Origin of the sequence: Flavobacterium sp. W21_SRS_FM6 (assembly GCF_052119645.1) — a bacterium.
Lineage (GTDB): Bacteria > Pseudomonadota > Gammaproteobacteria > Enterobacterales > Alteromonadaceae > Paraglaciecola.
This window is the reverse complement of the sequence record NZ_JBGQOM010000004.1, coordinates 368,989-386,983: the sequence shown is the minus strand read 5'-3', so window position 1 is coordinate 386,983 and position 17,995 is coordinate 368,989. Positions and strand designations below refer to the sequence as shown.

Genomic DNA, 17,995 nt, shown 5'->3' with positions numbered 1-17,995 from the left:
TGGCGGAGTGGACGGGACTTGAACCCGCGACCCCCGGCGTGACAGGCCGGTATTCTAACCAACTGAACTACCACTCCACATTCTTTAACATTATCAAGCAGTTACAATGTAAGTACTGGACTCACCTCGTCGACCGCGGCGCAGATAATACGGGTAAGCCAAAGGTGAGTCAACCGCTTTTTCAAGCAAAATACACTAAAGTGAATCGTTTGCTGCAGGATTAACCAATTTACGCTGTTTTAATGGCCTGTCGCCTTAAAAACAGCCTAAATTAATTCGATATTTGCAGCACGCATCACTATTTCATTAACGTTAGCTGCGTCGGCGACTAAAAAACCAAATTGCTGCCACGCCAAAAATTACAATCAATAAGTTCAAGCCAACAACAAACCAAATAATCGTGCTTTGTTGCCAACCTTGTGATTCTTCTTCCGCCCGCTCTGGTTCTGCATTCGTATTATTTTCCCCCATCACAGCATTTGGCACTTGTTCGTTCATATTCGACTCGTCTGATTGAGCCGCTAAGGCAGGATCGGTCGTAGGAGTAAGCGCTTCAACTAGCGGTCTCGGTTCTTCCACCAAAAAGCTATATTCAGGTACATCCAGAATAAATTCCCGCCCTTCAACGGTATTACCATAAGCGGTAAGCTTCACTCGGTATACACCAGATTCATAATTAACAATGTCAAATTGACGCACATCATTGGACATGTCAGTGATGGAAAAGTTTTGGATATCGCCATTTGGAAAACGGATTTTACCGTCAAGTAATAAAGTGGCAATATCCACTAATTCCCGCTCTGTATCGATAGATAGTTTATGAAAACCTTTACCCACCTCATCCTTTTCAACTGAAATCTTGATCGGATTTGGATAAAGCATCAGATTTTCACCCACCTGTTCGCGCGTAAACATTGGCGTTGAAACTGAAAATACCGGCGTCCATTCTCCATCCGCTACCGCTAAATTGAATTGCCCGGTAAAAATACCATCTAAGGGCCGCTCATCCATGCCCTTACCATTGTCTTCAAAGGTTGCGATATTTTGTGGCTGGGCACCAAAATTATTAAAATTTGGATTATTTGTGCTAGAAAAATCGATACTAAGCTCTACCACATCGCGAAAAGCGCGGTAATCAATTGGCTTACCTTGATTGGTTAAGTACGCAGTTTGCTTGAGAATTTCACCTGAAAAAATAACCCGCGGCAAAGGTTCAGCATGCAGAGCGATATCGCTAATCACCATTACTCGGCTATCTTCACGAATTTGCCCAACCGCCTGCCAAGGACCAGGAGTAGGCTTTTTTAAACTGATCATGTCGTAGGTCGCGGTGTCATACCAAAACAAATCAATACCGTCGGCATCAGATTGAAAAATTTTGCTGCCATCAGGCTTTACCAGCACCACGGGTGAACTGCCGTATTCACGAAAGAAAATCATGGTAATTTCGTCAACCATGTAATCAATGCGAAAGCGATTTCGCAAAAGCTTTATGCCATTTTGATATTCAGTACCTAATAAAGTCAGCACCGACTTATCGGCATCCTCAGTTTTTTTATCTGTGGCCGACGTAGCTTCGTTAGTAGCAGGCGCAACTTTGCTTTGCGCTTCTACACTAGTGTTCACACAAATCAGTACGCAGACCCCCAATATTTGGAAGTAAGACCCTACATACTTGGATAAACTCGTTAACATGCCATTCCTGTTATTGTTGTCGCCAAAGACAACTGCCCCCTTTTTTCAAAACAAGATCAAGGCGTTGTTCATGCATAGCCAGTTCATCGGCCGTAGCCTTCACAACCTTTAACGCTTTTCTGTCACCAGGCAAACGTCTAATCACTTCTTGCTGCACCCCTCCCTCGGTATGTGACTTACCAGACAAATTTAAATCTGTTTGGCCGCCTGTCATCATTAAATACACATCGGCTAAGATTTCAGAATCTAATAAGGCCCCGTGTTTTTCACGATGGGAGTTATCAATGCCATAGCGTTTACACAGGGCATCTAAGTTATTTTTTTGTCCTGGATGCAACTGGCGCGCTAAATCAAGGGTATCTAGTACTGTGCAAAACTCAGCCGTTTTTTGCCCAGCGAAGCGTGGGATGCGAGCAAACTCGGCGTCCATAAACCCGACATCAAACGGCGCATTATGAATAACTAATTGCGCACCTTTGATAAATTCAATAAATTCTTGAGCTACAGTACTAAAAACCGGTTTATCAGTAAGGTATTCATTAGTAATACCGTGCACTTCGATTGCTTCTTGCTCAACAATACGTTGAGGATTGATGTATACATGAAAAGTATTGCCAGTTAATCGACGATTGAGTAACTCAACACAACCTATCTCGATAATTCGGTGTCCCTGTCTGGGATCGATACCCGTAGTTTCGGTATCTAGTACAATTTGTCGCATTTCACACTCTTTTTAGAATTTTGTAGCATTACGTATCTCGCTCATTATACTGCGCTAAAATAAAAAAATGGCATAATTACATGAAACAAGTCGAAATTTTTACCGACGGCTCTTGCCTAGGTAACCCCGGACCTGGTGGCTATGGTGCTGTCTTAGTGTTTAGTCAACATCGTAAAGAATTAAACCAAGGGTTTAAACATACCACCAATAATAGAATGGAATTGTTGGCGACCATCGAGGCATTAGCCTGCCTAAACGAACCGTGTAAGGTCAATCTTACTACTGATAGCCAGTACGTAAAAAATGGCATCAATCAATGGATTAAAAATTGGCGTAAAAATGGCTGGCGTACCTCTGACAAAAAGCCCGTCAAAAATGTTGATCTATGGAAGCGTTTAGATGAGCAAGTCGCTCGTCACGATGTCACCTGGCACTGGGTAAAAGGCCATTCTGGACACCCAGAGAATGAAGCCTGCGATCAACTCGCTCGGGCTGCTGCTGAAAGTAAAAATCACTTGGATGATATTGGGTTTAATGCGTAAACAGAAGGGTGAGTCAAGGTACTGTAAAGACTACACGCACTGTAAATAAGTCACAATGCCACCCGGAGCTGACTCATACAGCACAACATAAATTTAAACAAAGCTATTGCTTATCAATAACTTAAAAAACCAAAGCAAAACTGGTACTGTACCTGCATATTCACACAATCAGTAGCGACAAACCCTTTCTTATTAGCAAAGCGTTTATCATGGAGAGTAATAAAATGGCTAAGCCGAGTTTGTCCAAGGTCCGCTCCACATGGAGTCCGGGGACATCATTTGATAAGAGTGAATTTAAAAGACAAACCTTGATGATAGTCGATGACTATCAAAGCAACTTAGACGCGTTGGAGGCCTTGTTTGGGTTTGAGTATAACGTTGTACTGTATGACAACGCGAAAGATGCACTTGATTACATTCTGAAAGAAGAAGTCGATCTTATCCTCTTGGACGTTGATATGCCTACGATGGACGGCTACGAAGCCTGCCGAGAACTCAAGTCTAATGAATTAACTGCCCACATCCCCATTATTTTTGTGACCGCTGCTGACAGCCCGGACGATGAAGAAAAGGGACTGTTACTTGGCGCCGCAGACTACGTAGTCAAGCCACTGAATTTTGCAATCCTGCGTGTACGGGTACGCAATCAAATGGAATTAATTCATTATCGTAAAAAACTAGAAATTTTGTCTTATGTCGATGGCCTCACTGGTGCGGCTAACCGTCGGCAATTGGATACAATGTTATTGCAACATTATGCCGCCACTGTTCGTTATGGTCACCAAATGGCGTTAATGATGATCGATATTGATAATTTTAAGTTATACAACGACTGTTACGGCCATATTCAAGGTGATGAATGTTTAAAGCAAGTTGCTGAAAAAATAATATCCGTTAAACGCAGAGAAACAGATGTGGTAGGGCGCTATGGTGGAGAAGAATTTGCTGTAGTTTTACCGGACACTGATCTTGAGGGGGCGCTGGTCGTTGCAAATAAGATATTGGACCGAATTAGAGCATTGCGCATTGTCCATGAAAATAATAAGCCTTTTGATATTGTGACCGTAAGTATCGGCTTAGCAATTTTTGAGGCGGATCATGTTGACCACCAAGAACAAAGTCTTGATGACTTTGTTCGCCTCGCAGATCAGCAACTCTATGCGGCAAAACATTCAGGTAAAAACCGCGTTAATTATCTCAAGAGTGAAGCAAAGCTAGCCCACAAAATCAAGGTAATGTAAGTCATGGATCGAATCGACGAAACAGAGTTCAAGGATTTTACCCATCGCCTTAGAAATCCATTGAACAGCATTTCGCTTCATGCTGAACTGGGTAAGATGCTAATTGCCAACCAAGGCAGTAGCGAAAAAATTGCTCAGGCTTTTGAGGTGATATTGCAGCAATGTAAACGGTGTGAGCAAACCATTAGCGACATGCGGAGCAACAAAGTCAGTCCTAAAAGCGACTAAACTTAACCAAGCTATATCATCCACCACAAGCTGGCATGATATGGCTGATTCACCCAGACATTTCCCTAACAAGCGAACAAGGAAGAGGTACGTAGAGATGGAACACCGGGCATTTATTGACTATTGTCGAGCTGAACTCACAAAGACCTTTGAAAATATCAAACAAAGTAAAGCAAATAACCAACACAAATTCAGAACTGAAGGTTTGCTCCAAGCTGCAAAATTACTCAATATTTTGACGCCTTGTGAGATAAGCAAGATGATAGAAGACGAGCACCTCAGTGTATTTGGAGAGAGTGTACAACAACGTCAAGCCCGTAAGTCATCACTCGCTGAACTAAAAGAAAAATCACCTGATGCTTACTTTGAAATCCCCGCTATTGAGCGAAAAAGCTAAGCTACATCTCTTCTCGAATTTGCCCGTAGGCTAACATGGCGAAAAGCCCAGTCCCACCAATAATATTACCCATTAACATGGGACCGATATGTTGCAAAAATGCAGCCGCGAAAGGCATTTCACCTATCAAAACAAGACTAAAAATCTCATTTGAACCGGCAATAACATGAGTAAACTCCCCCGCGGCAATAAGCCATGTAAATAGCATAACCACCAGCACTTCAGAGCCTTTTGCAGAGGGTAACATCCATACTATTGCGGCAATGAAAAAGCCTGATGGTATTCCTCTCAATAAGGTTTCCATCGGGCTTAACGCAGCCACATGACGAGAAATTTGTAAAACAGAGTCCAGAATTTCTTGAGTCAGTACACCGCCATGCATAGCAATAGCTGCGGTAATAAAGGTCCCAACCAAATTGGCTGCTAGCACCACTCCCCACAAGCGAGCAGTACAGATAAATCGATTTTTACTGGGGCTAGCGAGCAAGGGTAACACCACTGTGATGGTGTTCTCTGTAAACAGTTGCAGCCTTGATAAAATGACCAATATAAAACCCAAGGTATAGCCTAGGCTTTCGATAATGGTTAAGTAAGAATGAGCTGAGCCTAAATGCGTTCGAAGAACGGCTTCTGCTAAAACGGAGGTCGATATCCCTAAACCTGCTGCCACTCCAGACCACCAGAGCGAGGATACTGGTCGCTGTAATTCTTCCTCTCCCTCTCGTAAAATGATCGAATACACAGTCAAAGACGATAACCTGCCGTGTTCAGCAACGGCTTCTCGTTCTGAGCCGGTTAAAGATTTTTCGGTTGGCGCAGGTGTTTTTTCACGATTTTCGCGCTGTGACGCCATATTTCGTGACTTCGCTTCATCACTAATGGCTTGTTTATTTTCATTGCTGTCGCTGTGCTGCATCATAATATCCTGTTGGCTAAAAGCAGCTGATGTCCTTATTTATGTCTATCAACAATAATCTGGCTCAGCAACGTGTCCCCTAAAAATGAAAGCGCTTTTCTGAATTTTAACGGTTAGCCCGCCCATTCCTTATGTGAATGACTCGCCTTACCCATTAACCCAACATATAGGGCAAATCATGCCAGTGCTGTTCGTAACATATTCGAACACAAGTCTCTGTGGGTGACACATTGCAAAAGCCTATTTATCACTCCACACTGCATATTCGTTACCATTTACGTCAGCAAAATGAAAACGACGTCCTCCTGGGAAATCAAAGGTTGGTTCTACAATACCCCCTCCCGCAGCAATAATTGCCTGCTGAGTTTTCGCTAAATTTTCACTATACAAGACCAGCAACACACTGCCTGTTTTAGTCGATACGGTTAAATCCGAAGAAAACAAACCACCTTCAATGCCAGCGCCGACGATACCAGCGTAATCATCGCCATAGTCAACAAAAGACCAGCCAAATACTTGTTTAAAAAAGGCTTTGCTTGAGGCAAGTCCCTTCACAGGGATCTCAATATAATTAATTTTATGGTGTTGTGACATAAATGACTCCAACTAACGAGAAGGTAGTAGCTTAGCAAGGAGCAGATGTAATAGAAATGTAATTTTGATGCTTGAAGGGTTTTGTTAATGTAAGTTGAAACGCAGAATAGAAGGGCCTTTGGCCCTTCGTTTTACTAGCTTGAATTTAAAACTTGGCGCTAAGCCAAGCCCATAATTTATCCGTATCAACCTTGCCACTGTCTCCCGAATACGCGGCATATTTAAGACCGATACTGTAATGTGGTCCGTAGGCACGAACATATTGCAAATCAAGCTCACTGCCCAGGTCATCCACGGAATCACTGGCGTTATCTGCTTCAAAACTGTGATAGGCCGCCATCCACTTACCGCCAAGTGCACCACCTGCAAGAGAAATATAGGTATCCACTAAACCTTGTGCTGGCGTCGTTAAAAATATGTCAGCCCAGCCGTTGAATTTATGCAAGGTAGCCAAGGGAGTAGAAAACCCGTAAGCAGCATCATCAGAGCCCAAAGATTCGTAGCCCAATTTTGCAGTAATGCCCCCCATCACCGCTCCAAACTCTGCCAACATGTAGTCTGCACTAAAGTCTGTGGTGACAGTCTGGCTGGTTTGATTGGCGTATTCCAGTGAATAAAGCAGCTTCGTCTCACCTGCCACAGCACTTCCAACAAAACTAACACCAAATGTATCTAAGTCATTTTCGGTTTCATTATCGAGCTCTAATACATAACCATAGCCGGTCAGTGTGCCAAGGCGAGTTTTAAAACTCGCATTGAATAGGTGGTCTTTGCTGTCTTGGTCTTGTGCCTCGGCAAAAATACGATTGCGCTGCGTGATATAAGCGTAATTAAGGGTCAGATCCTGACGAGGGTTATATTTAACACTGACTGCATCGAACGTTTGACGGTCTTGACGCCAGCCAACATGGCCAATAAAACGTTGCCCATCCCATGCGATAACCTGACGGCCTATTTTGGCAGTGATTGTCTCACTGGTATATTGTACAAAGCCCTGATCTAATTCAGTATGCTCCGGATCAGCAATCACAGAATACACTCCACTTTGATAAGCGGTTTGCGGCACACTGTAATCGCCCTGCCCTAAAACAATACGCGTATCTTCCATTTCCACCAAGGCAGACCACCCACTGACCTTACCTGTGGTGTAAGCTAATCGAGTTCGTAAGGTTAATGCACTGGCATCTTTTAGCCCGTTTTCTTGCTCAACACTTTCATAGCGTAAATTAAAATCAGCGCTGGGTTTACCGCTAGTAAGTGCCGTGGTGAGTTCATCTGCAATAGCACCACTACTTATGCTTACAAGCCCAACAATGACGCACCATACACGTTTATTTAAGGTAAAGCTTTGATTAGAATTTTTCATGTTTTTCCTCGGTTTTTGGGCAAAAGTGTCCTATGACGCCATACAGCATCAAAATTCAATTACGTTTTTATTGAGTCGTGCTTAGTTAAAACCGCTACGGCTTATTGTTTAGGCGGCATTGTGTTGTCCCACCTTATTATTGCGCTGTGCCAAGCGGTGACTGCTGACCGATTCCACCTTGCGCTGTTTTTCGTATAAGAACTTCAGCACTTCATGGCGATAGTGGTTGTATTTAGGATTATCGGCTAATTCGATTCGATTACGCGGGCGTTCAAGATCGATGGACAATATCTCGCCAATTGTGGCCGCTGGACCATTGGTCATCATGACGATGCGGTCAGACAACAAAACCGCTTCATCTACATCATGGGTGATCATAATCACTGTATTTCCCAGTTCAGCATGAATTTCCATCACCGAGTCTTGCAGATGGGCGCGAGTTAACGCATCAAGCGCTCCAAAAGGTTCATCCATCAACAATACTTTCGGCTCCATCGCCAAAGCACGAGCAATACCAACGCGCTGTTTCATACCGCCTGATATTTCAGACGGTAATTTATCAACTGCATGACTCATGTGAACTAACTCAAGATTATGTTCAACCCACTCTCGAATTTCTTTTTTATTGCGCTTTTTACTGCTTTGTTTTACCGCTAATTCAACATTTTTATAGGCACTTAACCAAGGTAATAATGAATGGTTTTGAAAAACCACTGCTCTTTCAGGTCCAGGCTCTGTGACTTCTTGACTGTCTAGAATAACCCCGCCGGTTGTAGCTTGATGAAGCCCTGCCACTATATTTAAAACTGTTGACTTACCGCAACCTGAGTGACCAATTAAGGATATAAACTCACCTTTATGAATACGTAAATTCACATCTTTTAACGCGGTAAAGGGGCCTTTTGCGGTAGGAAAATCGATACCCACTTGGCTTAACTCTAACTGGTGTTTACTTGTCATACTATTCCCCTCTCTACTATTAACGTAACACCGCGGTTTTATCCCAACTGACCTTTTTCTGCAGGATCAACATGAGGCGATCAAGCGCAAAACCGATGATCCCAATGGTCAGCACAGCCACCATGATCCTAGCTAAGGATTCAGAACTACCATTTTGAAATTCATCCCACACAAACTTTCCTAAGCCCGGATTTTGCGCCAGCATTTCTGCGGCAATTAGCACCATCCAGCCAATGCCTAATGACAAACGCAAACCGGTGAATATCATCGGAATCGACGAGGGCATCACAATCTTAAAGACATGAGACATCGGACTTAAACGCAGCACTTTACTGACGTTTAATAGGTCTTTATCAATGCTCGATACCCCTACCGCTGTATTGATTAAGGTGGGCCACAAACAACACAATGAAACAGTTACCGCAGAGGTAATAAACGACTTAGAAAACATCGGGTCGCTGCTGACATACACTGCACTTACTACCATTGTCACAAGGGGGAGCCATGCTAAAGGCGAAACGGGTTTAAGCAACTGTATCAACGGATTAATAGCGCTGTAAGCTGCTTTGCTGAGCCCACATAAAATGCCCAGCGGTACCGCAATAAGTGAGGCGAATAGAAAGCCTACCGCCACGGTATACAAGCTGGTCCATATTTGTGCAAAAAATGTGGGCGGCCCGGTAAAGTCACGAATCTTTACTTCGTAACTGGGATCTTGTGCCAATCGAGCCGCATTACGCTCTGCTTGGCGCTGATAAAAATCACTGGCCTTTTGTTGCTGAGCCACATGTTCATCCACTAAATTGACGGCTTGCTCCCATACTGCGCCTGGCCCTGGAAACTTGCCTAAGGAGGTATCGATGTTACTTGCCACCACACTCCACAAGGCTAAAAACCCGACGATGCCAATGACTGGCAAGGCCAATTGTCTAAGCCACGTGCCCAGCGAAGCAATATTAATACGACTCATCGACAGCAAGTTGAGCGGTAATGTGACGGTTTTAGACATAATAATCTCCTTGAATGCAGGCCAAGGGCCTACCTCAGTTGTAATTTAAAGCTGGATATCGCCTTTTAAGCCAATCGAGAACTTTTCTAAATAAGCATTAGGCTGTGAGCCGTCGTAAACAATATTGTCGATGAAATGGGTTTGCGGTGCTTTAAAGCCTGTTTCGTTACTAAATTCAGGAAAATCAGATGCCTTAGCTTTACCCTCCGTGACAAGCGCCATAGCCGCTTGAGCATAAATATCGGGGCGATAAACTTTTTTAGCGATGTCTTTGTACCAAGAGTCTGGTTTTTGCTGGGAAATTTGCCCCCAACGACGCATTTGAGTCAAATACCAAATCGCATCGCTGTAATAAGGATACGTCGCGTTGTGCCTAAAAAATACGTTAAAGTCAGGTACTTCTCTTATATCCCCTTTCTCATATTCAAAGGTGCCGGTCATCGAATTAGCGATCACTTCTTCATCGGCGCCGACATATTGGCTTTTCGCTAATATTTTCACGGCTTCGGGCCGATTGGCGTTGTTGTTTGCATCTAACCACATCGCAGCACGGATCATGGCTTTCACCACTCGAATATGGGTGTTAGGGTATTTGTCGGCCCATTCTTTACTGACACCAAAGACTTTTTCTGGATTATCCTTCCAAATTTCATAATCGGTAACCACGGGTACACCTATGCCTTTAAATACCGCCTGCTGATTCCATGGCTCTCCAACGCAATAACCGTTAATTGTGCCTGCTTCCATGGTAGCCGGCATTTGGGGGGGAGGTGTCACTGACAATAAAGCATCGGCATTGATTTGCCCGCTGGTATCGCCCTTATCTGGCGCATAGAATCCTGGGTGAATTCCCCCTGCAGCCAACCAGTAGCGAAGCTCATAGTTATGGGTAGAAACGGGGAATACCATACCCATTTTGAAGGGTTTGCCTTTGCTCTTAAAATCATCAATCACCGATTTTAATACATCCGCTTTAATGGGATGGACCGGTTTACCATTTTCCATTGGTACATGAGGTTTCATTTGGGCCCAAATATCATTTGAGACCGTAATTGCATTGCCATTTAAGTCCATGCTAAAGGCGGTGATAATGTGAGCCTGCGTACCAAAACCGATAGTCGCGCCTAAGGGCTGTCCAGCCAACATATGGGCGCCGTCTAATTGGCCATCAATTACTCTATCTAAGAGTACTTTCCAATTCGCTTGAGCCTCTAAGGTCACATACAGACCTTCTTCCTCAAAATAGCCTTTTTCATAGGCAACCGCTAATGGTGCCATATCAGTCAGTTTGATAAATCCAAACTTCAATTCTTCTTTTTCTGGCCAAGCCAATTTTTCTGCTTGAGCGGAACCTAAAGAAAGCAAACTTAGACTAAAAGTGGCTGCAAGTGTACTAAGGCTTAACTGGCGAGCGCGGCGCTTTAATTTGCTCATTAATGTGGTGGTTTTCATGGTTTTCTCCAGTTTTAGCCAAAAAAAAACCCACACAAACTCCAGGACACGGAAAGTTTGTATGGGCTACATTGCCTTATTGATGCTTAGCGTCGATGCTGTGCGAACAATAATGAGTTTTATATTGTTATAGTTCTTGGTGCGTTAGAAACACACTGGTTTCAGATATTGTTTAGCATGATAGATGCCAACATTTAAAACTCTTTATTATCAATAACTTAATAAATTCGTCCTAGATTGAATTTTACTTAAGCTTGTCATCATAGTGCACGTTGCGCTAAATATGTGCGCATTACGTGTCACCATGATAAAGCCCCTAAAAACATGATTTAGCCCGAATGCCTAAAAAATTGAACTTTTTGATCTTCTAGGGTGAGGCGCATTTGTTGGTAAATATCAGGCCTAAATACTCGTTTAACTAAATCTACCGGTACGTTTACCCCTGCAAGTTGGCCAGCACTGTTCATTTGACTCATTAGCCATTCACCACGCACATATTCTGGAATATTGATGGTGCCATTATTTGATTTAGAAAACTGGTTATAAGAAGGAATTGAGCGTGGTGGCATGGTAATGTGAGTAAGACAACTCCCAATTAACGATGGCGCAATCACGTCAACCGATGCATCCAAATACTGCTCTGACGACAACAACCGAGCAGCTTCAAAGCGATTAGGAATGCTTTCAAGCCAGCTACACGCTTGTTTTAAGGCGGCGGTTAGGGCTAATACCGTATTAGGATTCTGTTTGTACCAACTTTCTAACAGGCCGAGCACCTTTTCTGGCGAATCCTGCCAGATATCAAATGAGGTTAAGGCCGTAAGCCCTGTCCCCGCTCTCACCGCTTTCGCATTCCAAGGGCCGCCAACACAGCAGCCATCGATTTCACTACTTTGTAAATGCGCGACCATATTCACCGGAGGAACGACCACAATATCAACATCCTGATCGGTAATATTAGCCGAGGCGAGCCAATCCCGTAATTGATAAAAATGGCAGCTATAGGGAAATACCGTGGCAAACTTCAATTTTGGTCTATCTTGCGCTTTTCTGGTGGCGATAACCCGCTGCAACAAATAGGCGGCCATTGGCAAGGTCAAATGCGTGATCTTATTTTCGGCAATGACTTCTTGATGTAATTTTTCAGACAAGGTAATGGCGTTGCCATTTAGGCTTAATACCAACGGCGTAATGACCGCAGTAGGTGTACAACCCAGTCCCAAGGTACTGGCTAATGGCATGGGTGCTAACATTTGTGCAGCGTCTAGCAAACCCGCGTGCAATTTATCACGCAACGTTGCCCAGGAATTTTGCTTTTGTAAGGTAACATCTAAACCCCATTGACTAAAAAATCCCAACTCTTTGGCCACAATTAAGGGCGCAGAATCTGTTAATGGAATAAAACCTAAGGTTAAGGTGGTTTGTTCTGGTTTTTTCATATTGTTACCTTTATTTGTCTTAGCCATGTGCCCTCACAACGTTCCGAGTATGGAAAGTAAGGTTTTTGCTACATCGTCTAACTTCTGGCCGGTATCCATCGCGGTTTTGCGCATTGCCCGAAACGCCTCATCTTCTGACATATTTTTCTTTTTCATGAGTAGGCGTTTAGCTTGATCAATGGTTTTTCGAGAGGCTAATTGTTGTTTGGTATCACTCAGTTCATTTTTGAGTTTTTGAAATTCGCGAAATCGTGCGACTGCTGCGTCTAAAATGGGTTTGACCCTGACAGGCTCTATGTCACCCACAACATAAGCGCTGACGCCAGATTCGATAGACTGATTAATTGTATTGGTGTCGTTTTGCGCTGAAAACATCACCACAGGCTTTGGATTGAAATGTGAAATTGCTTGTAAACTTTCCAGTATGTCGCGACTTGGCGACTCAATATCTATCACAATAATATCAGGCTGGATCTCATCAACCTGTTTTAATAAAGATGCGCCAGGGCTGGCTAAATGACTAATGCGATAGCGCGAATTATTCAGGGCACAACTAATCGACTCTGCGCGCTGTACATTTTCATCTATCAACAAAATACATAGCTCAGCTTGGTTATTTAAGGATGACGTATTGTGTGTCCGGTTCACTGATTTTCCTGACATGATTAACGGGGCAGATTAATAACTATTCATGAAATAGATACTGCAAACCCTAAGCCAATACTGAGTGATTTTACGAAACAAAAAATACAATGGTAAACGGCAAAATTTTATGAATAATTTTTATGCAAAAGGGAGGGTAAATATCGTTTATACGGCTAATTATTGCTCAGCTGGGCATAAAGTCCCTCATTTTAGCCAATATACCTTCATCGGCAGTTGCTCGATGGTTAATCCTTCTCGCTTTACGAATGACAAGTAGTCATCAAGAGACGCATTTGTCTCACACTTAAGCGCGACGCAAGGGCATGGAAAGTTGAAATGTTATTTTTTTGTGTCAAAACGCTGTGCAACTGCACCAATATAAAGCAAAGTAGATTTGTGCCTTACCTCACTTTAATCAACTGACAAAAGGCCCGACAAGCAAACAGCCAACTTCACGGTGAAATTGGCCTAAGTATTCCTAGTGAGCGTAGAATTTACCCTGAGTATTAAAAGCAAGCGCATCAGGCGATTTTGGCAGCTCGAAAGGCCATACTTTATTTCGCGCGGACCAGTATTGCTTAGCTTGATCTATCGCAATGTGCCAAGCCAGGTGCTCGGTGAGCACCAACATAATCGCCAGAGTACCGATAATGGCTTGCTCAGCGTAGTGGTCAGTTGTATCTGAACGCCATACTTCAAGCATATACGAGGCGACTAATTCTTTGGGTTTGAGCGCCCAATTTTCAGTGGCAGAGCTGACTTCACATACCTCTGCTTGACCGGATCTAGCAATATGTAAGCTTACGTCGCGCTCAGGATTAAATTCTATTTCACCGCCCTCACCGCGAAAACATAAAACGTTTTTTTCGTTTAATAAGCATGCAGTTTCACTGTGTTTGATATCCACATTGCGATGAAACACGCCCTGCAAACTGTAAGGTGCGGCACTTGGATTAAGCATACGCGCCAAAGTATTTGCACAAGAGCGCAATCCAAATTGATCTCTAAGCTGAATAATCTCTTCAAGTTGCGGGTTCAGTAACGCTAAATCCATGTAGGCTAGACCACAGTTGTCTAAATTTCCCTGTGCTTGTTCGACAGAGCGTGATACCGACAAGCCCAAGTGTGGCAATACTTCTTTGAGGTATAAACGTTTTGAATCCGGCTCGTGAGTGCCGTGTAGAAAAACCCGTTTACCCTGCTGGGCTAACAATATTGCGGCTAACAAAAACCAAGGAAGGTGGCGTCTTTTACCGGCATAGCAGCCCATATCTAAATCGACGTTTAATCCAGCAAGCCCGCTGTGATTAAACGCTCTAAAAGCTAAGGTAAAGCCCGCTAATTCTTCTGCAGTTTCTTCACGCACACGTAATAACATTAAAAACGCGCCCTTTTGCTCAGGCGTGGCCTCGCCGTTAATCAACATGGTCATGGCTTGCTGCGCTTCTTGGATTGTTAAACTGCGACCTGCGCGCTGCCCTCGTCCTATTAGCCGAATAAAGTGTTTAAAATCAGTAATTTCAGGTTCTAACATAGTGTCGCTTATTTAGTATGTAGTAGGTCTTGGCTATCGCGATTTTATACAATCTTTGATAACGCTGGTGTTCTATTGCTCATCTAATTGTACAACTGAAATACGAGCAGCCGCTACTGACATCTGTGTTTGCGGTGCCGGGGTATATTGATTGAGCAATTGGCTCAGCTCTGATTTACATGAACCACAATTGGTGCCACATTTGAGCTTCGCTCCCAAGGCTTCGACCGACTCACAGCCCGCTTCAATGGCTTGTTTAATCGTATTTTCGCCCACCTTAAAACAACTGCATATTAAGGGACCTGCATTAAATGCGGTTAGCGGTTGCCCGGTTAACAAGGCGTTAAAATCCAGTGGACCAAGTTGGGTTTGGCTGAATAATGCGTTCAACCACACTTGGTCTATTTGACGATAATCGCTTCCTGTAAACATGGCTAACATTAGCTGCCCCTGTTGCAAGGCATAGCTGTTTTGTTGGCCATCAAGCAGTTGACTCATCCACTCGTCATACAGTGGAAAGTGCTGTTGGATAAGAGACTTAAGCGCTGGGATCTGTTGCTGACTCGCAAAAGTAAGCATATAGCCCTGCGATAAAGGAGTCTGCACATAATAATCAAAACAGCGGCGCAAAAAATCACGAGCTAAAGGCTGCTTAGTGAATATCTGACCTTGACTGGCAAAACGGATGGGGCTGAGCGCAACAGCGGCATGTTTTAATTCTGGCTGGCCCGATAAGGGATCATGAGCGTCACTATACAAAGAAGCAATCGCAGCGCTTGATGAATTGGCCGCACTCCAGTGAATGGGCGCAAAAACCTCTCCTTGACGCTGTCTACTGTCAATCTTAATGGCTAACACCACCTTGGTTTCGCTGCTGTCATCCTTAGGTTTAGGCTGATCATTATGCGCTGCAAAGAGCTGAACAAAATCGTGTTGTTTAAGATTGAGAGCCGCTGCATCTTCTGGATGAATAGCCAGTGTCGGGAGAGGTTGATGAGCGTTGAGTTCACTGCTTTTGCCGGTACGAGTCATGGTATGCCACTGATCACGAATACGCCCGCTGTTTAGCACAAAGGGAAAAGCCGCTGAGCATTGTTGTTCAGGTAGCTGCACACTGAGTGCAATAAATTGCGCCTTTGCGGTTTGGGTGTAAAACTTGGCATCGCTAAATAGCCGTTTTGTCCCCTGTGGATTCGCAGCATTGATGGGCCATTGCACCGGGCGCAGTTTGTCATACTGCTCAGCACTTAACTGACTGATACCCGACAAGTCTAAATCTCGAGAACCTTGGTTTTGCTCGGCACTTAATCCGGTATATTCATTAAAGATTTCATGCACGGTTTGATAGTTAAACCCTTGCTTAAAACCCATGGCTTTGGCCACATCACAGACTATTTGCCAATCGTGTTTTGACTCAGCAAAAGCCGGTAATATCCCCCGTTGGCGCGAAATCCGCCGTTCTGAATTTGTCACCGTTCCATTTTTCTCTGACCAGGTGGTGGCAGGTAGGGTGACATGGGCGTAGTCGATGGTATCGTTTTGGGCTGTTACATCTGATACCACCACCAACTCACAGGTTTGCAAAGCCGCAATAATTTTATCCCGATTAGGCATACTCACCACAGGATTGGTGGCCATGATCCACACAGCTTTAACCGTGCCATCGAGAATTTTATCAAATAAATCAACAGCTTTTAAACCTGGCTTAGTGGCTATGTTAGGGGACTGCCAATAGTTTTGTACCAACTGAGTGTGCACAGCGTTATCCAAGTCCATGTGACACGCTAGCATATTGGCCAAGCCACCCACCTCACGCCCGCCCATGGCGTTGGGCTGGCCTGTTAGCGAAAAGGGTCCGCAACCTTCACGACCTAATTTACCCGTCGCTAAATGGCAATTGATAATGGCGTTGGCTTTATCAACTCCACTGCTTGATTGATTCACTCCCATTGAATAAGCCGTTACCACTCTGTCTCGCAGCTTAAATAAGTCAAAAAACTGGGTAATGACACTGTTGTCTACGTCACAAAAAGCAGCCACTTGGTCTACTGACCAGTTTTGGCACATTTCAAGGGTCGCAGTAAAGCCTTCGGTATGTTGCTCGATATAACGATGGTCTAAACCTTGATTAGCACTCAGGTAGGCTAGCAATCCGTTAAATAAGGCTACGTCAGTGCCGGGCTTAATTGGCAGGTGTAAATCAGCTAATTCGCTACTTGCGGTGCGACGAGGATCAATAATAACCACTTGAAGTGCAGGATTGCGTTTTTTAGCGCGTTCGATACGCTGATACAACACTGGATGGGTCCAAGCGGCATTAGAACCTACCAGTACCACTAGATCAGTCTCTTCTAAATCTTCATAACAGCATGGCACCGCATCTGCACCAAAGGCCCGTTTATATGCCGTTACCGCCGATGACATGCACAAGCGCGAGTTAGTATCGATGTTGGCACTACCGATATAGCCTTTCATCAACTTATTGGCGACATAATAATCTTCAGTCAATAGCTGACCTGATACATAAAAAGCCACTGAGTCTGCTCCGTGTGTGGCAATAATGTCACTAAAGCTTTGGGCAACTTTGTTGATGGCCGCTAACCAAGACGCTTTTTTACCGTCAATCGTTGGGGTTTGCATGCGTCCAGCAAGGCTGTTTGTGGCTAATAATTGCGTCCCCTTGACACATAAACGACCAAAATTAGCAGGGTGATCACGGGTACCTGATAGGCCACTTAAGCGCACTGTAGATCCGTTGCCAGTATCACTTTTGACATAGTCGACCGACACATCAACACCGCACCCTACTCCACAGTAAGGACAGGTACTTGACACCTCGCTAGGGCCTTGTTCTTGACTGGCTCGTTTGGTCTTCACGGTATTTGTTTGCGACATCAACATGTTCTACTTATCTATTTGGATTTGAACCAATTGCTGCTCTATCCGAATGGGATAAACGCGAACAGCGATCTCATCAGCGTCCAAACATTGTCCCGTGGCTAAGCTGTAACGCTGTTTGTATAAGGGGGAAGCGACGGTGATGGTCTCTCCCACAGAGGTCAATAAACCACGATACAAGACGTTGGCTTTACCGATTGGATCCCAGTTACTAATGGCAAAAAGTTGCACCTGCTCGCGCACGCTAAGTTTGAATAACGCCACTTGTTGTTCGTTAATCAGTGCACATACGCCTGAATTGTCAACCAAATCACTGGTTTGGCACACTGTCATCCAATTTGCTGTCTTTGTCATGCTC

At 44.1% G+C, this 17,995-nt stretch carries 17 protein-coding genes and 1 tRNA gene; 4 read left to right on the top strand and 14 right to left on the bottom strand.

Annotation, left to right across the window (positions count from 1 at the left end; translation table 11 throughout):
* The 3 genes from ACEN2L_RS09715 to dnaQ all read right to left on the bottom strand — a co-directional run bounded on the left by ACEN2L_RS09715 (position 1) and on the right by dnaQ (position 2,416).
* Positions 1-77: transfer RNA gene (locus tag ACEN2L_RS09715), tRNA-Asp, on the bottom strand.
* 235 nt (positions 78-312) lie between these two features.
* Positions 313-1,626 (bottom strand): TIGR03503 family protein, encoded by a 1,314-nt coding sequence (locus ACEN2L_RS09710; protein WP_441743449.1) that lies wholly within the window; start codon positions 1,624-1,626, stop codon positions 313-315.
* A 79-nt stretch (positions 1,627-1,705) separates the two neighbouring features.
* Entirely contained in the window at positions 1,706-2,416 is a 711-nt protein-coding gene (dnaQ, locus tag ACEN2L_RS09705) for a DNA polymerase III subunit epsilon (RefSeq protein ID WP_441743448.1), read from the bottom strand.
* Between the two features lie 80 nt (positions 2,417-2,496).
* Here dnaQ and rnhA point away from each other — a divergent pair, with 80 nt between their 5' ends.
* The 4 genes from rnhA to ACEN2L_RS09685 all read left to right on the top strand — a co-directional run bounded on the left by rnhA (position 2,497) and on the right by ACEN2L_RS09685 (position 4,824).
* Positions 2,497-2,958, top strand: coding sequence for a ribonuclease HI (gene rnhA / locus ACEN2L_RS09700; protein ID WP_306020731.1), 462 nt, complete (start codon positions 2,497-2,499; stop codon positions 2,956-2,958).
* Between the two features lie 209 nt (positions 2,959-3,167).
* Positions 3,168-4,199 carry a GGDEF domain-containing protein gene (locus ACEN2L_RS09695; protein WP_441743447.1) on the top strand — a complete coding sequence of 344 codons (1,032 nt, stop codon included), beginning with the start codon at positions 3,168-3,170 and terminating at the stop codon, positions 4,197-4,199.
* 3 nt (positions 4,200-4,202) lie between these two features.
* Positions 4,203-4,427: a histidine kinase dimerization/phospho-acceptor domain-containing protein gene (locus tag ACEN2L_RS09690; protein ID WP_306020734.1), complete on the top strand. Its 225-nt coding sequence runs from the start codon at positions 4,203-4,205 to the stop codon at positions 4,425-4,427.
* A gap of 97 nt (positions 4,428-4,524) precedes the next feature.
* Positions 4,525-4,824 carry a hypothetical protein gene (locus tag ACEN2L_RS09685; RefSeq protein ID WP_306020735.1) on the top strand — a complete coding sequence of 100 codons (300 nt, stop codon included), beginning with the start codon at positions 4,525-4,527 and terminating at the stop codon, positions 4,822-4,824.
* Between the two features lies 1 nt (position 4,825).
* Here ACEN2L_RS09685 and ACEN2L_RS09680 read toward each other — a convergent pair whose 3' ends face one another.
* From ACEN2L_RS09680 to nirD, 11 genes are all read right to left on the bottom strand, one after another.
* Entirely contained in the window at positions 4,826-5,743 is a 918-nt protein-coding gene (locus tag ACEN2L_RS09680; protein WP_441743446.1) for a formate/nitrite transporter family protein, read from the bottom strand.
* Positions 5,744-5,980: 237 nt separating this feature from the next.
* Complete coding sequence (locus ACEN2L_RS09675; RefSeq protein ID WP_441743445.1) at positions 5,981-6,334, bottom strand: VOC family protein; 354 nt, start codon at positions 6,332-6,334, stop codon at positions 5,981-5,983.
* A gap of 145 nt (positions 6,335-6,479) precedes the next feature.
* The gene (locus ACEN2L_RS09670) at positions 6,480-7,700 is read right to left on the bottom strand and encodes an alginate export family protein (protein WP_441743444.1); all 1,221 of its coding nucleotides are present in this window, start codon (positions 7,698-7,700) and stop codon (positions 6,480-6,482) included.
* Between the two features lie 108 nt (positions 7,701-7,808).
* Positions 7,809-8,660, bottom strand: coding sequence for an ABC transporter ATP-binding protein (locus ACEN2L_RS09665; RefSeq protein WP_306020741.1), 852 nt, complete (start codon positions 8,658-8,660; stop codon positions 7,809-7,811).
* A gap of 19 nt (positions 8,661-8,679) precedes the next feature.
* Positions 8,680-9,669, bottom strand: coding sequence for an ABC transporter permease (locus tag ACEN2L_RS09660; RefSeq protein WP_441743443.1), 990 nt, complete (start codon positions 9,667-9,669; stop codon positions 8,680-8,682).
* A gap of 45 nt (positions 9,670-9,714) precedes the next feature.
* Positions 9,715-11,121 carry a CmpA/NrtA family ABC transporter substrate-binding protein gene (locus ACEN2L_RS09655; RefSeq protein ID WP_441743442.1) on the bottom strand — a complete coding sequence of 469 codons (1,407 nt, stop codon included), beginning with the start codon at positions 11,119-11,121 and terminating at the stop codon, positions 9,715-9,717.
* Positions 11,122-11,450: 329 nt separating this feature from the next.
* Entirely contained in the window at positions 11,451-12,560 is a 1,110-nt protein-coding gene (locus ACEN2L_RS09650; RefSeq protein WP_306020744.1) for a CmpA/NrtA family ABC transporter substrate-binding protein, read from the bottom strand.
* 33 nt (positions 12,561-12,593) lie between these two features.
* Positions 12,594-13,208 (bottom strand): ANTAR domain-containing response regulator, encoded by a 615-nt coding sequence (locus tag ACEN2L_RS09645; protein ID WP_441743441.1) that lies wholly within the window; start codon positions 13,206-13,208, stop codon positions 12,594-12,596.
* Positions 13,209-13,683: 475 nt separating this feature from the next.
* A complete protein-coding gene (locus tag ACEN2L_RS09640; protein ID WP_441743440.1) occupies positions 13,684-14,739 on the bottom strand; it encodes a glycosyl transferase family protein in 1,056 nt (351 codons plus the stop codon).
* Positions 14,740-14,811: 72 nt separating this feature from the next.
* Positions 14,812-17,634 carry a nitrate reductase gene (locus ACEN2L_RS09635; protein ID WP_441743439.1) on the bottom strand — a complete coding sequence of 941 codons (2,823 nt, stop codon included), beginning with the start codon at positions 17,632-17,634 and terminating at the stop codon, positions 14,812-14,814.
* Positions 17,635-17,643: 9 nt separating this feature from the next.
* On the bottom strand, positions 17,644-17,991 hold the full coding sequence (gene nirD / locus ACEN2L_RS09630; RefSeq protein ID WP_306020748.1) for a nitrite reductase small subunit NirD: 348 nt from the start codon (positions 17,989-17,991) through the stop codon (positions 17,644-17,646).
* Between the last annotated feature and the right edge of the window lie 4 nt (positions 17,992-17,995).

Bases quoted from the DNA above. Each gene is read 5' to 3' on its own strand.
- ACEN2L_RS09685 (WP_306020735.1), top strand. From the start codon at position 4,525: ATGGAACACCGGGCATTTATTGACTATTGTCGAGCTGAACTCACAAAG.
- ACEN2L_RS09655 (WP_441743442.1), bottom strand. From the start codon at position 11,121: ATGAAAACCACCACATTAATGAGCAAATTAAAGCGCCGCGCTCGCCAG.
- ACEN2L_RS09670 (WP_441743444.1), bottom strand. From the start codon at position 7,700: ATGAAAAATTCTAATCAAAGCTTTACCTTAAATAAACGTGTATGGTGC.
- nirD (WP_306020748.1), bottom strand. From the start codon at position 17,991: ATGACAAAGACAGCAAATTGGATGACAGTGTGCCAAACCAGTGATTTG.
- ACEN2L_RS09650 (WP_306020744.1), bottom strand. From the start codon at position 12,560: ATGAAAAAACCAGAACAAACCACCTTAACCTTAGGTTTTATTCCATTA.
- ACEN2L_RS09665 (WP_306020741.1), bottom strand. From the start codon at position 8,660: ATGACAAGTAAACACCAGTTAGAGTTAAGCCAAGTGGGTATCGATTTT.
- ACEN2L_RS09675 (WP_441743445.1), bottom strand. From the start codon at position 6,334: ATGTCACAACACCATAAAATTAATTATATTGAGATCCCTGTGAAGGGA.
- ACEN2L_RS09695 (WP_441743447.1), top strand. From the start codon at position 3,168: ATGGAGAGTAATAAAATGGCTAAGCCGAGTTTGTCCAAGGTCCGCTCC.
- rnhA (WP_306020731.1), top strand. From the start codon at position 2,497: ATGAAACAAGTCGAAATTTTTACCGACGGCTCTTGCCTAGGTAACCCC.
- ACEN2L_RS09680 (WP_441743446.1), bottom strand. From the start codon at position 5,743: ATGATGCAGCACAGCGACAGCAATGAAAATAAACAAGCCATTAGTGAT.
- ACEN2L_RS09640 (WP_441743440.1), bottom strand. From the start codon at position 14,739: ATGTTAGAACCTGAAATTACTGATTTTAAACACTTTATTCGGCTAATA.
- dnaQ (WP_441743448.1), bottom strand. From the start codon at position 2,416: ATGCGACAAATTGTACTAGATACCGAAACTACGGGTATCGATCCCAGA.
- ACEN2L_RS09690 (WP_306020734.1), top strand. From the start codon at position 4,203: ATGGATCGAATCGACGAAACAGAGTTCAAGGATTTTACCCATCGCCTT.
- ACEN2L_RS09660 (WP_441743443.1), bottom strand. From the start codon at position 9,669: ATGTCTAAAACCGTCACATTACCGCTCAACTTGCTGTCGATGAGTCGT.
- ACEN2L_RS09635 (WP_441743439.1), bottom strand. From the start codon at position 17,634: ATGTCGCAAACAAATACCGTGAAGACCAAACGAGCCAGTCAAGAACAA.